12 protein-coding genes are annotated in these 15,136 nt (G+C 67.1%); 11 read left to right on the top strand and 1 reads right to left on the bottom strand.

What is annotated here, in order from left to right; all coding sequences use genetic code 11:
- Positions 1-78 precede the first annotated feature (78 nt).
- Positions 79-1,671, bottom strand: a complete 1,593-nt coding sequence (locus tag VHC04_RS07240; protein WP_325679527.1) for an ABC transporter substrate-binding protein — start codon at positions 1,669-1,671, stop codon at positions 79-81.
- 564 nt (positions 1,672-2,235) lie between these two features.
- Between VHC04_RS07240 and VHC04_RS07235 the strand changes: the two genes are divergently transcribed.
- The 11 genes from VHC04_RS07235 to lspA all read left to right on the top strand — a co-directional run bounded on the left by VHC04_RS07235 (position 2,236) and on the right by lspA (position 15,078).
- Complete coding sequence (locus tag VHC04_RS07235; RefSeq protein ID WP_325679525.1) at positions 2,236-3,045, top strand: type III pantothenate kinase; 810 nt, start codon at positions 2,236-2,238, stop codon at positions 3,043-3,045.
- Positions 3,046-3,063: 18 nt separating this feature from the next.
- Positions 3,064-4,716: a ribonuclease J gene (locus VHC04_RS07230; RefSeq protein ID WP_325679523.1), complete on the top strand. Its 1,653-nt coding sequence runs from the start codon at positions 3,064-3,066 to the stop codon at positions 4,714-4,716.
- 7 nt (positions 4,717-4,723) lie between these two features.
- Positions 4,724-4,993, top strand: coding sequence for a DUF1467 family protein (locus VHC04_RS07225; protein WP_325679521.1), 270 nt, complete (start codon positions 4,724-4,726; stop codon positions 4,991-4,993).
- A 406-nt stretch (positions 4,994-5,399) separates the two neighbouring features.
- A complete protein-coding gene (gene proS, locus VHC04_RS07220) occupies positions 5,400-6,719 on the top strand; it encodes a proline--tRNA ligase (RefSeq protein ID WP_325679519.1) in 1,320 nt (439 codons plus the stop codon).
- Complete coding sequence (locus tag VHC04_RS07215) at positions 6,720-7,973, top strand: lipoprotein-releasing ABC transporter permease subunit (protein ID WP_325679518.1); 1,254 nt, start codon at positions 6,720-6,722, stop codon at positions 7,971-7,973. It abuts the gene before it with no gap.
- Positions 7,966-8,637 (top strand): ABC transporter ATP-binding protein, encoded by a 672-nt coding sequence (locus VHC04_RS07210; protein ID WP_325679516.1) that lies wholly within the window; start codon positions 7,966-7,968, stop codon positions 8,635-8,637. The genes VHC04_RS07215 and VHC04_RS07210 overlap by 8 nt, the downstream gene beginning before the upstream one ends.
- A 93-nt stretch (positions 8,638-8,730) precedes the next feature.
- Positions 8,731-9,231: a hypothetical protein gene (locus tag VHC04_RS07205; RefSeq protein WP_325679514.1), complete on the top strand. Its 501-nt coding sequence runs from the start codon at positions 8,731-8,733 to the stop codon at positions 9,229-9,231.
- On the top strand, positions 9,177-10,319 hold the full coding sequence (locus VHC04_RS07200; RefSeq protein WP_325679509.1) for an FAD-dependent monooxygenase: 1,143 nt from the start codon (positions 9,177-9,179) through the stop codon (positions 10,317-10,319). The genes VHC04_RS07205 and VHC04_RS07200 overlap by 55 nt, the downstream gene beginning before the upstream one ends.
- Before the next feature lie 57 nt (positions 10,320-10,376).
- The gene (locus tag VHC04_RS07195; protein ID WP_325679507.1) at positions 10,377-11,270 is read left to right on the top strand and encodes an NAD(P)-dependent oxidoreductase; all 894 of its coding nucleotides are present in this window, start codon (positions 10,377-10,379) and stop codon (positions 11,268-11,270) included.
- A gap of 464 nt (positions 11,271-11,734) precedes the next feature.
- The gene (gene ileS / locus VHC04_RS07190) at positions 11,735-14,542 is read left to right on the top strand and encodes an isoleucine--tRNA ligase (RefSeq protein ID WP_325679505.1); all 2,808 of its coding nucleotides are present in this window, start codon (positions 11,735-11,737) and stop codon (positions 14,540-14,542) included.
- 8 nt (positions 14,543-14,550) lie between these two features.
- A complete protein-coding gene (gene lspA, locus VHC04_RS07185) occupies positions 14,551-15,078 on the top strand; it encodes a signal peptidase II (protein ID WP_325679503.1) in 528 nt (175 codons plus the stop codon).
- The last annotated feature ends 58 nt before the right edge of the window (positions 15,079-15,136 follow it).

Genomic DNA, 15,136 nt, shown 5'->3' with positions numbered 1-15,136 from the left:
CGGCGCAGGGGCTGGACCGGCACGCGGAGGCGGGAGAACGGCATACCCTGTCTTGCCTGACCGGAACTGCTTGCATGCTTATGCCTTCGTCACATCCCAAAACACGGGGAAGGGGGCCTTGGTCACCCCGGACAGGCTGGTGCGCCAGGCCTGATAGAACTTGAACCAGCCGGTCGGGATGTAAACCACGAAATCCATGGCCGCCTTGTTCAGCTCCGCGATCGCAACCTTCTCGGCGGCGAGATCCGGCGCCGCGTACCAGGCGGCGATCTTCTCCTGCACCAGGTCGGATTTCGGCCAGCCGAACCATGCGGTCGGACCGGACGCGTCCAAGGCTGTGTACGGCGCCGGGTTCACGCAGTCGGCGCCGGCATGCCAGGTGTGGAAGATGTGCCAGCCGCCCTTGTCCGGCGGCTCCTTGCTGGCGCGGCGCTGGCCCACCGTGCCCCAGTCCAGCGCCTGGTATTGCACGTTCATGCCGATACGCTTCAGCAGATCCGCGGTCACATCGCCCTGGGCCTTGGTGATCGCCACGTCGGTCGCCACCAGCAGGATGATCGGCTCGTTCTTGTAGCCGGCCTCGGCCAGCAGCTGCTTCGCGCCGTCGTAGTCGCGCCTGCCCTTCAGGGGATCGCCACCATTCTCGGTGTACAACGGCGTGCCCGGCGTGAAGAAGCTGGGCAGCGTCTTCCACAGCGACTCATCGCTGCCGATGACCGCGCCCATGTAGTCCTCCTGGCTCAGCGCGATCTGCACCGCCCGCCGCACCCGCTCGTCATTGAACGGCGGATACAGATGATTGATGCGGAAGGAGCCGATATTGCCCAGCGGGTCGGCGATGTCGACGGCGATCGCCGGGTTCTGCCGCAACGACGGGACCAGGTCGGTCACCGGCGTCTCCACCCAGTCCACCTCGCCGTTCTGCAATGCGCCCGCGGCGGTGGCGCCGTCCGGGATGATCTGCCATTCGATCCGGTCGAAGTTGATGCGCTTGCCGCCCGAGAGCCAGTTCGCCTTTTCGGTGCGCGGCACATAGCCGTCGAACTTCTCGAACACCGCCTTGGCGCCGGGAACCCATTCGTCCTGCCTGAAGCGCATCGGACCGGAGCCGACATACTCGGTGATCTGCTTGAACGGATCGGTCGCGGCGATCCGCTCGGGCATCACGAACAGGCAGGGCGTGCTGCTCTTGCCCAGGGCGAACAGCATTTTCGGATAGGGCTGGCTGAGGCGGAAGCGGAACGTCCTGTCATCCACCGCTTCCAAGGCGTCTATGCGCTTCTTGATCGGCACCCCCATCGGCGCGTCCCGCGCCATCCAGCGGTTGATGCTGGCGACCGCGTCCCTGGCCCGCACCGGTTCGCCGTCGTGGAATTTCAGGCCGGGCCGCAGCTTGAACGTCCAGACCTTGAAATCGGGTGATGCCTCATAGCTCTCGACCATCTGCGGCTGTGGCCGCAACTGGTCGTCCACGCCGAGCAGCATGTCCCAGATCAGCAGGGAGCCGTTGCGCACGACGTACTGCGTCGTCCAGATCGGATCCAGGTTGGCCAGGTTCGCCTGCGGCACGAATTTCAGGACCTTGCTGTCGGCAGCCCGGGACAGGCGCGGAGCGGCGAGGGAACCGGCGGCGATGGCGCCGGCGGCGGTCAGCAAGGTGCGTCTACGCATGGGCCTCATGAGCCGATTCAACCTCCGTCACCGGCGCGGCCGCCCGCGCGGCGCACCCGTGTTTCGCGTTTCACCAAACGTGGACGCCGAGATCTGGCCCATGCCCCGTCAGATATGCGTCCAGCGTGCCTCAGCATCGCAAGAAACGCCATAGGGGTTTCGATCGGTCCCGGCCGCCACACAGCGGTCGGTTCATTCAATCCCTATGCCATCAATCCCTTGCCATGCCCGACCCTGTGCCATGCCCGGATGGAGGCGTCGGATGGGCGATCGCTCCCAGGCCTGCCGTTGGATTAAGCAGACACCGTCCGCAATCTGCGCAAATGCCGTGCCCGGGCGCCGATCGCGCCGCACTTCCTGCGTGAGATCAACGGGATGCGTCGCGTGTGCGAACGTCTGTTCTGGAACCGGCGTTGACTCCGCGCGTCCACGCGTTCATGTGGCGGCGGCCGACCGGAAAGTCGGCCGCCATCCAGGATCTTCGGGGCGCACGCCTCGGACCGGCTCTCTGACCGGGGGTCCGCCGTTATCGGCCCGGCACGACGCGGGGCAGGGAGCTGGTTCATGTTGCTGGTCGTTGACGCGGGCAACACCAACATCGTCTTCGCCGTGCATGACGACACCGGCTGGCGCGGCTCCTGGCGCATCCGCACCGATGCGCAGCGGACTTCGGACGAATACGCCGTCTGGCTGAGCGCGCTGCTGCAACTGTCCGGCCTGACGCGCGAACAGGTCAGTGCCGCGGTGATCGGTACCGTCGTGCCGGCGGCGCTGTATCACCTCCGCCGCCTGTGCCGCGACTGGTTCAACGTGGAACCGCTGATCGCCAATGCCTCCCTGGACTGGGGGTTCGAGATCCGTGTCGACAACCCGAACGAGGTCGGCGCGGACCGCCTGCTGAACGCGCTGGCCGGCCATCGCCGGTTCGGCGGCCCGCTGATCGTCGTCGATTTCGGCACCGCGACCACCTTCGATGTCGTCGAGACGACCGGCAGCTACCTGGGCGGCGTCATCTGCCCGGGCATCAATCTGTCACTGGAAGCGCTGCACCAGGCGGCGGCACGCCTGCCGCGCATCGGCATCGGCAGGCCGCAATCGGTGATCGGCCGGTCGACTGTGCCGGCGATGCAGTCCGGGATGTATTGGGGCTATATCGGCCTGATCGAAGGACTGCTGGCGCGGATCAAGAGCGAGTATGGCGGCCCGATGAAGGTCGTGGCGACCGGCGGGCTGGCGCCGCTGTTCGCCGAGGGCACGATGATGATCGAGCACATCGAGCCCGATCTGACCCTGGATGGATTGCGCTTATTGGCGGAACGCAACCCGGCCCCCACATTGAGTCGCGAAAAAACCCGCCTGATCGATCACGAGTGACGGAACGACCCCTGCCCAATGGATGATGGTGACCTGGCCTTTCTGCCCCTGGGCGGGACCGGCGAAATCGGCATGAACCTCAACCTCTACCGCTTCGGCGGCCCGGGGAAGGAGCGGTGGCTGGCGATCGACTGCGGCATCGGCTTCGGCGGCAGCGAACATCCGGAAGCGGAGGTCATGATGCCGGACCCCGCTTTCATCGCCGATCGCCACGACGATCTGGCCGGCCTGGTGATCACGCATGCGCATGAGGATCATATCGGCGCCGTCGCCTGGCTGTGGCCGCGGCTGCGCTGTCCGGTTTATGCGACCCCGTTCGCCGCTGCCGTGTTGCGGCGCAAGCTGGGCGAGAACGGGTTGACCAACCAGGTGCCGGTGCATGTCGTGCCGCCCGGCGGCGTTTTTTCGGTGGGGCCGTTCAACCTTCGCTTCATCCGCATGGCGCATTCGATCCCCGAGGCGCAGGCGCTGGTCATCGAGACGGCGCTGGGGACCATCCTGCACACCGGCGACTGGAAGCTGGATCCGCATCCGCTGATCGGGCCGCCGAGCGATGAGGCGGCGCTGACGGCATTGGGGGAGAAAGGGGTGCTGGCGCTGGTCTGCGATTCGACCAACGCGATGGTGGAGGGGCATTCCGGCAGCGAGCGGGACGTGCGGCAGGTGCTGACCGCGCTGATCCGTGGCCTGCGCGGGCGGGTTGCGGTGACCTGCTTCGCCAGCAATGTCGCGCGCATGGAATCGGTCGCGGTCGCGGCGCGCGAGGCCGGACGCAGCGTGGCGCTGGTCGGGCGGTCGCTGCGCAACATGGACGCGGCGGCGCGGGAATGCGGCTATCTGGCCGGTCTGCCGCCGTTCCTGACCGAGGACGATATCGATGACGTGTCGGACGACAACCTGCTGATCCTGGTCACCGGCAGCCAGGGCGAGCCACGCAGCGCGCTGGCGCGGATCGCCCAGGACAGCCATCCCGTCGTCTCCCTGGGCGAAGGCGACACGGTGATCTTCTCGTCCCGCATGATCCCGGGCAATGAGCGGGCGATCGGCCTGGTGCAGGACGGCCTGGTACGGCGCGGCGTCAGGCTGATGACCGACGAGGACCATAGCGTCCATGTCTCCGGCCATCCGGCGCGCGATGAGCTGCGCAAGCTCTATAGTCTGGTAAGGCCGCGCTATGCGGTCCCGGTGCACGGTGAATGGCGCCATCTTGCGGCGCACGCCGAGCTCGCCCGGGCGGCCGGGGCCACGCCCTTTCTGCTGGAGGATGGGGACATCCTCAGCCTGGCACCCGACCGGCCCGAGATCATCGGCAGCGCACCGGTGGGACGGATGGTTCTGGACGGCAGCCGGGTCATCCCGATGAATGGAGAGGTGATGTCGGCGCGGCGGCGGATGCTGTTCAACGGCATTGTCGTCGCCAGCCTCGCGGTCGACCGGCATGGCATGGTCGTCGGGCAGCCGCGGATCAGCGCGCCGGGTTTGCTGGACAGCGACGACCCGGGTATGGATCGCGTGGCCGATGACCTGCGCGGCCTTGTGGAAGATTTGCCCGCTTCGGTCCGGCGCGAGGACTCGGCTTTGGCGGATGCCGCGCGCGCGGCATTGCGGCGGACGCTTGGCCGACGGATCGGCAAGCGGCCGATGGTCGATATCCACCTCTTGAGGGTTTGATGCGCCCATGAACTGGTTCACCGGCTGCATGTTATTCATCATCATCTGGTGGACGGCCCTGTTCGCCGTGCTGCCGCTGCGAACGCGGCCGATGGACCGCCCTGATGAGGTCAGCGGCTGGCGGGGCACGCCGGAAAATCCCCGGCTGGTGATGAAGGTTATCGTTACCACCCTGGTAACGAGCGTGCTGTGGCTTGGGATCTATGCGGTGGTGCGCAGTGATTACATCAGCTTCCGGCACGGGGTGCTGGCGATGCACGATGCGGACGGGCTCTGATCCGGCGGTGAAACTGCCCCGCCTCGGACAGTGAGGATCGCGTCCTCGACTGCCGGGCGGTTGGCGTTTCCTCCCCAAACCTGGGCCTGCTACCCACCGGTAGATGGCCCGCCGTTGTGTTAGCCAAGTTCCAGGGCAGTGTCACGGGCTTTTGTGGAAATTTTCGGTCGATTCGACGATTTTATTTCACGCTAATGTTGTGCAATGCAACAAGATTTCCGGTCATGAAGAATTCGCTTTTGTTATTGTGCGACGCACAAACCGGCACGTCCCCAACCGGCACGTCCCCAACCGGCACGTCCCTGGCCGGACCGCTCCGGCCGGACGCCGCCAACGGCGACGGGTAGCGGCGAGGCGGCAAACACGATACCTACGCGCTCTTCGGTTTGAACGGAACGACACCGCGATGCGCCTGTCCCATGGCTTCGTCCCCACGTTGAAGGAAACGCCCAGCGAGGCGCAGATCGCGTCGCACCGGCTGATGCTGCGGGCCGGGCTGGTGCGCCAGACCTCGGCCGGCATCTATGCCTGGCTGCCGCTGGGGCTGCGCGTGCTGCGCAACGTCGAGCGCATCGTGCGTGAGGAGCAGGACAGTGCCGGCGCGCAGGAAATCCTGATGCCGACGATCCAGCCGGCCGAGCTGTGGCGGGAAAGCGGCCGGTATGAGGATTACGGCAAGGAGATGCTGCGGATTCGCGACCGGCATGAGCGCGACATGCTGTACGGGCCGACAAATGAGGAAATGGTGACCGACCTGTTCCGCCAGGCGATCAAGAGCTACCGCGAGCTGCCGCAGATCCTGTACCACATCCAATGGAAGTTCCGCGACGAGGTGCGGCCCCGCTTCGGCGTGATGCGTGGGCGGGAGTTCCTGATGAAGGACGCCTATTCCTTCGACCTCGACCACGCCGGCGCCGTCCTCAGCTACCGCAAGATGATGCTGGCCTATATGCGCACCTTCCAGCGCATGGGGCTGAAGGCCATCCCGATGGAAGCCGACACCGGCCCGATCGGCGGCGATCTGAGCCACGAGTTCATCATCCTGGCGCCCACCGGTGAAAGCCAGGTCTATTTCGACGCGGCGTTCGAGGAGATCGATTACCTGTCCTCCGGCGCCGGCGGCTTCAGCCACGGTAGCGCCGGGGACCTTGAGCGCTTCTTCAAGGAGATGACCACCCACTACGCCGCGACGGACGAAAAGCATGACGCCGGCCGGTGGGAGCAGGTGGCGCCTGACCGCCGCCGGGAAGGGCGGGGCATCGAGGTCGGCCACATCTTCTATTTCGGCACGAAATACACCCAGTCGATGAACACCACCGTCGCCGGCCCCGACGGCAAGCCCGTCTTCCCGGAAATGGGCAGCTACGGCATCGGCGTGTCCCGCCTGGTCGGCGCGGTGATCGAGGCCAGCCACGACGACGCCGGCATCATCTGGCCCGACAGCATTGCCCCGTTCAAGGCGGCCATCCTGAACCTGAAGGTCGGCGACCCTGGATGCGATGCGGTGTGCGAAAAACTCTACGCCGCCTTCAACGGCAATGCCCTCTATGACGACCGCTCGGATCGCGCCGGCGCGAAGTTCGCCGATGCCGATCTGATGGGCCATCCCTGGCAGATCATCGTCGGCCCGCGCGGGGCGGCCGCCGGCACGGTGGAGCTGAAGCGCCGCGCGACCGGGGAGCGGGTCGAGACGTCCCCGGAAGAGGCGCTGGCGCGGATCGGCTGAATGTTCGGACCGTTCGAGCGGATGGTGGCGGGCCGCTATCTGCGCGCCCGCAAGGGGGAACGGTTCGTTTCCATCATTGCCATCTTTTCCCTGGTGGGCATCGCGCTGGGGGTCGCCACGCTGATCGTGGTGACCTCGGTCATGAGCGGCTTTCAGGTCGAGCTGGTGTCCCGCATCCTCGGCGTGAACGGGCACGTGACGATCGAGGCCTATGCCGGGCAGAAGATCACCGATTTCGCCCCGCTGGTGGACAAGGTGCGCGCGATCCCCGGCGTCGCCTCGGTCACGCCGGTGCTGGACGGACAGGCGCTGCTGAGCACGGATAATGGGGGCGCGCGCGGCGGGCTGGTGCGCGGCATCACGCTGGCGGACCTGCGCAACCTGCATCCGATCAGCGACCATGTCGTCGCCGGCGACCTGTCGGCCTTCCAGGGCGACGACGCGATCCTTGTGGGGATCGGCCTCGCCCGTTCCTACCGGCTGAAGACCGGCGATCCGCTGACCATCATTTCCCCGGACGGGGCGGCGACGGCGTTCGGCACCATCCCGCGGGTGCGGGCATACAAGGTGGTCGCGATCTTCGACTCCGGCCTGGCGGATTACAACAACAGCGTCGTGTTCCTGCCGCTGCCGGCGGCGCAGGTCTTCTTTCAGAAACCGAATGCGATCACCGGCATGGAGATCAGGCTGACCAACCCCGACAACATCGCCGCGGTGGAGGCGCCGTTGCGCGCGCTGATCGCCGGCAAACCCGTCTATGCACGGGACTGGCGGCACGCCAACGACACGATCGTCGGCGTGCTGCAGGTGCAGAAGGACACGATGTTCATCGTCCTGGGCATGATCGTGCTGGTGGCGGCGTTCAACGTCGTGTCGTCATTGATCATGCTGGTAAAGGACAAGCGCTCCGACATTGCCGTGCTGCGGACCATGGGCGCCAGCAACGGCGCGATCATGCGCATCTTCCTGATGTGCGGCGCCTTTGTCGGCGTCGCCGGCACGCTGATCGGCACGCTGATCGGCATCGTGTTCTGCTGGAATATCGTCGCGGTGCAGCATTTCATCGAAAACGTCACCGGCGGCCGGGTCTTTGACGCCTCGGTCTTCATGCTGTCGGAACTCCCCAGCACGATCGACTGGGGCGATGTCGGACGGGTCGTCGTGCTTGGCCTGGCGTTGTCCCTGCTGGCGACCCTGTATCCAAGCTGGCGGGCGGCCCGCACCGATCCGGTGGAGGCGCTGCGGCATGAGTGACCCGCTGGAGCTGCGCCGGGTGCGCCGGTCCTATCGCGGCGACGCCGGCGAACTCGCCGTCCTGCGCGGCGCGGACCTGTCGCTGCGGGCCGGTGAGATCGTCGCCCTCGTGGCCCCGTCCGGAGCGGGGAAGTCGACCCTGCTGCATGTCGCTGGCCTGCTGGATCGGCCGGACGGCGGAGCCGTGGTCATCGAGGGCCAGGACGCCGGCAACCTGCCGGATGCCGCCCGTACGGCGGTGCGCCGCGACACGATCGGCTTCGTCTACCAGTTCCACCACCTGCTGCCGGAATTCACCGCGCTGGAAAATGTCGTGCTGCCGCAGATGATCGCCGGTGTCGCGCGACGGCGGGCCGAGGAGCGTGCGAAGGGCCTGCTATCCTCATTCGGCCTGACGGATCGGCTGGGGCACCTGCCGGGGAAGCTGTCCGGTGGTGAGCAGCAGCGTGTCGCCATCGCCCGGGCCCTGGCAAACCGTCCGAAAATCCTGTTGGCGGACGAGCCGACGGGAAACCTGGACGTTCCGACCGCCGAGAAAGTCTTCATCGAGCTGCTGGCCGCGGTACGGGCACACGGACTGGCGGCGCTGATCGCGACGCACAACCCCGAGTTGGCGGAGCGGATGGACCGAATCGTGACATTGCGGGACGGAAGGCTGGTATAGGCAGGGCGCATTCGGCATGGTGCCCAATCGTTGCCACCGGGGCCATTGATGCATCGTTCCGCTCGATTGGCCCCGTCCTGCTACTCTATCTGTATGGAGAGCATCAGCGGCGACGATGGCGGCTATACGCTGACCCTGTCGTTCGAGCCGGGCACTGACCCCGACATCGATGCCGTCAATGCCGACAACCGGGTCCAGGTCGCGCTGTCGAAAGTGTTGTCCGAGCTGCGCCAGCAGGGCGTGACGGTGAAGAAGCAGTCCTCGGCCCTGCCGGGCGTCAACCAGCTCGCGCGGCGCAATGTCGGCACGCCAGTGTTCGGCGGCATGATCGCCGCCAGCGCGGCCGGCATCTTCGTCATCCCGATCCTGTATGTGGTGTTCCAGTCACGTGGAGTTCCAGTCGTTGCGAGAGCGTGTGAAAGGACGCGGCCGGGCAGGAAAGGCCCCCGCCTGGCCGGGCGGTGCCTGGCCGGACGGTTGCCGGCGGCCGGCAAATCTCCCACCATCCGGTCGTGGAAGATTTCCAAGAGGGCAGGCCAATGCGCCAGCAGACGCTGCGGATCGCGATTATCGGCGCCGGCATCGGCGGCCTGACCGCCGCCGCCTGCCTGCGCCGGATCGGCGTTGAAGTATGCATCTTCGAACAGGCACGCGGCTTCACCCGCCTGGGCGCCGGCATCCAGCAGGCGCCGAACGCGATCCGTGTGCTGTATGCGCTCGGTCTGAAGGACCGGCTGCTGGCGCAGGCCTTCCAGCCCGACAGCAACGACTCCCGCGACTACGATACCGGCGCCTTGACGAACTCCCTGCCGCTGGGCGAGGCGGTGCGGGCGCGCCACGGCGTGCCCTATTTCCTGATGCATCGCGGCGACCTGCACGCGATGCTGGCGGAACTGGTGCCGCCGGAGGCCATCCGCCTGAACCACCGGCTCATGGGCCTCGACCACAACCCCGATGGCACCGTCCGCCTGCGGTTCACCAATGGTGAAAGCGCCGAGGCGGACGCCGTCATCGGCGCCGATGGCGTGCATTCCATCGTACGGGAGGCGATGCTGGGACCGGAGGCGCCGCGCTTCACCGGCCGCGTCGCTTATCGCACGGTGTTCCCCACGCGACGGCTGAACGGTCTCGATGTGTATCCGTGCATCAAGTGGTGGGGGCCGGACCGCCACATCGTCAGCTATTTCGTCAACCCCCGGCGCGATGAGCTGTATTTCGTCACCTCCACGCCGGAGCCGGATTTCTCCATCGAATCCTGGTCGTCCAAGGGTGATCTGGACACTTTGCGCGCTGCTTACGACATGTTCCACCCGCAGGTGCGCGCCATCCTGGCCGCTTGCCCGGACGTGCATAAATGGGCGCTGGTCGAGCGCGATCCATTGCCCCGCTGGGTCGAGGGCAACGTCGCCCTGCTCGGCGATGCCTGCCATCCGATGACGCCCTACATGGCGCAAGGTGCCTCCACGTCGATCGAGGACGGCGCGGTGTTGTCCCGCTGCCTGGATGGCGTGGACCGCGACGGCGTGAATGCGGCGCTGCGCCGCTATGAGGCGACGCGGAAGCCGCGGACATCACGCATCCAGCTGACCTCGGCGCAGAATACCTGGCTGAGGCAGCCGCATGACGCCGACTGGGTCTACGGCTATGACGCCTGGACGGAGCCGCTGGCGCCGGCATCCTGAGAGCCGGAATCCTGATGAGGGGCGCCAAACCGGCGGAAGCCAAACGGGGGAAACCAAATGGAAGCGGGATATCTGGGCATCGGCAACATGGGTCTGCCGATGGCCGGCAGGCTGATGGATGCCGGGCATGCCCTGACGGTCTACGACATCAATGAGGCCGCGATGCGGCCGCTGCTCGACCGGCAGGCCCGCCGCGCCGAATCGCCGAGGGACATGGCGGACAAATGTGAGATCGTGTTCGTCTCGCTGCCCACGCTAGCGGCGTTCCGCGCCGTCGCGTTCGGGCCGGACGGACTGGTGCACGGCGGCAGGATGACGCTGCTGGTGAACACCTGCACCGTCGGCGTCCCATTCGTCGACGAACTGGTGAAGGGCATGGCGGCCAAGGGCGTGACGGTCGTCGATTGCCCGATCTCCGGCGGTCCACCCGGCGCGCGCGCCGGCACCCTGTCGGTGATGGCGGCCGGCGATCCGGCGGCGATCGAGCGGGTGCGCCCGATGATCAGCCAGTGGGGCCGCACCTTGACCATCGCCGGTGACAAGCCGGGCGCTGCACAGGTGCTGAAACTGACCAACAACATCCTGTCGGCCGTGGCGTTGGCGGCAACCTCGGAAGCCTTCGTCATGGGGGCCAAGGGCGGGCTGGACCCGGAGGTCATGGTCACTGCGATCAGTGCCGGCAGCGGCCGCAACAGCGCGGTCGATGCCAAGTTCCCGATGTCGGTGCTGAACCGCCGCTTCGACTTCGGCGCCGAGATGCACATTCTGATGAAGGATATCGACCTGGCGATCGAGCAGGGCGAGGCGCTGGGCGTTCCGATGTGGGTGTGCCAGGCCGCCAGGCTGGTGTTCAAGCACGCCATGTTCCAGGGCGCCGCCAGGCAGGACCTGACCGAGATCGTCAAATACGTCGAACGCGGCGCCGGGTTCGAGATACCAAAGACCCGATAACCGAAGACCTGATAGCCGAGCGGGGCGTTGACCGGGGGGCAGCGTGCGATGGTCTGTCCGCCCGGCGTCCAATTCCAGACCGCTGGCCGTGCCGCCTCGCCGTACGCCTTCGGGTTGTGAGTTGGCCGCCGAGATCCCTCCTCCTCGGCACGCGTTTGACGGTGGGCTGCGCGGGCGGCGATGCGGGGCTGCGCCCCGCGGCGCAACGATAAGCGCGGGCTCGATGGACCGTTCGCGCGGGCGGGAAGGCGGCGCGTGACCAGGAAGGGCCGGCCGATGGACAGGGCTCTGCACGGCGGGCGTCCCTCGGTCCGCGCCTTCGCCATGGTGGTGCCGGCAAGCTGCGTGTATAGGCTGGCCGGATCGGCTGCCAATCCATTATGGGACCAGCCCATATGGGACCAGCCCAGGAAGGCACCCAGCAGGGCCCCCAACCGGGGTGCCCGTCATCATACGGGACTACAATGAACGACGTCGCGACCGACTCCCAGCGCGATTACCGGGACACCGTGTTCCTGCCGCGCACCAGCTTTCCGATGCGGGGAGACCTGCCGAAGAAGGAGCCAGCGATTCTCGCCCGCTGGGATGCCATGGATTTGTGGAACAAGCTGCGCACCGCCTCGGCCGGGCGTCCGCTGTTCATCCTGCATGATGGCCCGCCCTATGCGAACGGCAACATCCATATCGGCACGGCGCTGAACAAGATCCACAAGGACGTCATCAACCGCACCCGCCAGATGGCCGGGTTCGACGCCAATTACATCCCCGGCTGGGACTGCCACGGCCTGCCGATCGAATGGAAGATCGAGGAGGAATATCGCGCCAGGAAGAAGGACAAGGATTCCGTCCCGGTCCTGGATTTCCGTGCGGAATGCAGGGCCTATGCGGATCACTGGATGACGGTGCAGGGCCGTGAGTTCCGCCGCCTGGGCGTGGAAGGTGATTGGCGTCAGCGCTACGCCACCATGGACCCTGCCTCGGAAGCGGCGATCGCGGCGGAGATCTGCAAATTCCTGCTGAACGGCGCGCTGTATCGCGGCCTGCGGCCGGTGATGTGGTCGCCGGTCGAGAAGACCGCGCTGGCCGAGGCCGAGATCGAATACCACGACCATGCCAGCACCACGATCTGGGTGCGTTTCCCCGTCATCAGCCCGTCGGTCCCTGCGCTGGCGGATGCGTCGGTGGTGATCTGGACCACCACCCCCTGGACGATGCCGGGCAACCGCGCCGTCGCGGCCGGACCGGAGTTCGACTACGTGGTGATCCGCGTCGACGGCGCGGCCGACAAGTCGCTGGCCCGCACCGGTGAGAGGCTGGTGCTGGCCGAGGCGCTGCTGCCCGGCGTGCTGGCCGATACCGGCATCACCGCACATACGGTGCTGGCGACCGTGAAGGGCGCCGATCTGGCCGGCACCGTCATGGCGCATCCGCTGCGCGGCAAGGGCTATGACCAGGATACGCCGCTTCTGCTGGCCGATTTCGTGACCACCGAGGCCGGCACCGGCTTCGTCCATATCGCGCCCGGCCATGGCGAGGACGACTTCCATCTGGGCCGCGCGAACGGGCTGGACATCCCGGAAACGGTCGGCGACGACGGCACCTTCAACGCCTGGGTGCCGCTGTTCGCCGGCGCCCATGTCTACAAGGCCGCCGATCCGGTCTGTGCGGCGCTGACCGAGGCCGGTGCGCTGCTGGCGCGCGGCAAGATCGTCCATTCCTATCCGCATTCCTGGCGCTCCAAGGCGCCGCTGATCTTCCGCGCCACGCCGCAATGGTTCGTGCGGATGGACGGGCCGGAGAGAATCCGGGAGAAGGCCCTGGCGGCGATCGACGCCACCACCTTCGTGCCCGACCGGGGCCGCAACCGCATCGGCTCCATGGTCGCCAACCGGCCCGACTGGTGCATCAGCCGCCAGCGCGCCTGGGGCGTGCCGATCACCGTCTTCGTCGAGAAGCGCACCGGTGAGCCGCTGCGCGACAAGGTCGTGGTGGACCGGATCGTCGCGGCCTTCACCACCGAGGGCGCGGATGCCTGGTATGCCTCGCCGCCCGCCCGCTTCCTGGGTCCGGACCGCAACCCGGATGACTATGAACAGGTGATGGACATCGTCGACGTGTGGTTCGAGTCCGGCTCGACCCACGCCTTCGTGCTGGAGGCACGCGGCCTGCCCTGGCCGGCCGACCTGTACCTGGAAGGGTCGGACCAGCATCGCGGCTGGTTCCAGTCCTCGCTGCTGGAGGCTGTCGGTACCCGTGGCGTGGCGCCGTTCAAGGCGGTGCTGACCGACGGGTTCGTGCTGGATGAGCACGGCCGCAAGATGTCCAAATCCCTGGGCAACGTCGTCGCGCCGGATGAGGTCGCCAGGCAGTACGGCGTGGACATCCTGCGCCTGTGGGTGATGATGTCCGACACCAGCGAGGATTTGCGGATCGGGCCGGAGATCCTGAAGCAGCAGGCGGAGCTGTACCGCCGGCTGCGCAACACGCTGCGCTGGGTGCTGGGCAGCCTGGACGGGTTCACCGCGGCCGAACGCGTCCCCGAGACCGAGATGCCGGAGCTGGAACGCTGGGTCCTGCACCGCCTGGCCGAGATCGACGCACGCATCCGCGCCGCCGTCACGTCCTATGACTGGACCGGCGTGTATCCGGAGCTGCACAATTTCTGCTCCGTCGACCTGTCGGCGTTCTATTTCGACATCCGCAAGGATGCCATCTACTGCGACCGTCCCGACAGCCTTCGCCGCCGCGCCGCTCGGACCGTCCTCGACCATCTGCACCGCTACCTGTGCACCTGGCTCGCCCCGGTGCTGTGCTTCACCGCCGAGGAGGCCTGGTGCGCCCGTTTCGGTGAGGACACCAGCGTGCACCTGGAACTGTTCCCGACGCCGCCCGCCGCCTGGCGGGATGCGCTGCTGGCCGCGAAGTGGGAGCGCATCCGCGCCATCCGCCGGCGCATCACCGTGCCGATCGAGGAAGCGCGGAAGGACAACATCATCGGCTCCTCCCTGCAGGCGGCGGTGGAACTGCCGCTACTGGCCGACGATCAGACATTATTGGATGAAGCCGCATGGTCCGAGATCGCGATCGTCTCCTCCGTACGGATCGCGCCGGCAATGGACGATACCCCCGCGAAGGTCACGCCCGCGCCCGGCGAGAAATGCGCCCGCTGCTGGAAAGTGCTGCCGGAAGTGGGGACGAACGCGACCCATCCGACGCTGTGCCTGCGCTGCGCCGACGCGGTGGAGTCCGGGCTGGTGTGCAAGGTGGCGTGAGCCCCGGCATGGCGGGTGATCCGGGGCGGGGGCGGTTGATCGCGCTGGGGCTGCTGGCAGCCCTGATCGTGCTCGCGGCCGATCAGCTCAGCAAATGGTGGGTGCTGGACATGCTGGACCTGCCGGCGCTTCGGCAGGTGGTGCTGCTGCCGGTGCTGAACCTGACGATGGTCTGGAACCGCGGCGTCACCTTCGGTCTGCTGACCAGCTTCGGCGCGTCCGGCGCGCTGGGCCTCGTGGCCGTCGCGCTGGTGGTCGTGGCGGCCTTGGGCTTCTGGCTGTGGCGGGCGGAGACGCGGCTGGTAGCCATGTCGATCGGCGCCATCGCTGGCGGAGCCATCGGCAACGTGGTCGACCGGCTGCGGTTCGGCGCCGTGGTCGACTTCATCCATGCGCATGTCGCGACCCCTTGGGGCGACGTGTCCTGGTACGTGTTCAATGTGGCGGACGCGGCGATCGTCTGCGGTGTCGCGGCCCTGATCCTCGACTCCCTGGTGCTGCGCCGGCACGGGTCCCGATCCGCCGATCCGGCCTGATCGGCACCGGTGCGCACCGGCCGCTGACCGCGCTGGACCGCACCGGCCTGCCGCTGTA

This window comes from Rhodopila sp., from assembly GCF_035548095.1.
Classification (GTDB): Bacteria; Pseudomonadota; Alphaproteobacteria; order Acetobacterales; family Acetobacteraceae; genus Rhodopila.
The sequence above is the reverse complement of the archived record's forward strand: the minus strand, read 5'-3'. Positions and strand labels throughout refer to the sequence as shown.

What these genes read in the sequence shown, in the direction of transcription:
- VHC04_RS07240 (WP_325679527.1), bottom strand. Translation starts at nt 1,671, where the DNA reads ATGCGTAGACGCACCTTGCTGACCGCCGCCGGCGCCATCGCCGCCGGT.
- VHC04_RS07235 (WP_325679525.1), top strand. Translation starts at nt 2,236, where the DNA reads ATGTTGCTGGTCGTTGACGCGGGCAACACCAACATCGTCTTCGCCGTG.
- VHC04_RS07230 (WP_325679523.1), top strand. Translation starts at nt 3,064, where the DNA reads ATGGATGATGGTGACCTGGCCTTTCTGCCCCTGGGCGGGACCGGCGAA.
- VHC04_RS07225 (WP_325679521.1), top strand. Translation starts at nt 4,724, where the DNA reads ATGAACTGGTTCACCGGCTGCATGTTATTCATCATCATCTGGTGGACG.
- proS (WP_325679519.1), top strand. Translation starts at nt 5,400, where the DNA reads ATGCGCCTGTCCCATGGCTTCGTCCCCACGTTGAAGGAAACGCCCAGC.
- VHC04_RS07215 (WP_325679518.1), top strand. Translation starts at nt 6,720, where the DNA reads ATGTTCGGACCGTTCGAGCGGATGGTGGCGGGCCGCTATCTGCGCGCC.
- VHC04_RS07210 (WP_325679516.1), top strand. Translation starts at nt 7,966, where the DNA reads ATGAGTGACCCGCTGGAGCTGCGCCGGGTGCGCCGGTCCTATCGCGGC.
- VHC04_RS07205 (WP_325679514.1), top strand. Translation starts at nt 8,731, where the DNA reads ATGGAGAGCATCAGCGGCGACGATGGCGGCTATACGCTGACCCTGTCG.
- VHC04_RS07200 (WP_325679509.1), top strand. Translation starts at nt 9,177, where the DNA reads ATGCGCCAGCAGACGCTGCGGATCGCGATTATCGGCGCCGGCATCGGC.
- VHC04_RS07195 (WP_325679507.1), top strand. Translation starts at nt 10,377, where the DNA reads ATGGAAGCGGGATATCTGGGCATCGGCAACATGGGTCTGCCGATGGCC.
- ileS (WP_325679505.1), top strand. Translation starts at nt 11,735, where the DNA reads ATGAACGACGTCGCGACCGACTCCCAGCGCGATTACCGGGACACCGTG.
- lspA (WP_325679503.1), top strand. Translation starts at nt 14,551, where the DNA reads ATGGCGGGTGATCCGGGGCGGGGGCGGTTGATCGCGCTGGGGCTGCTG.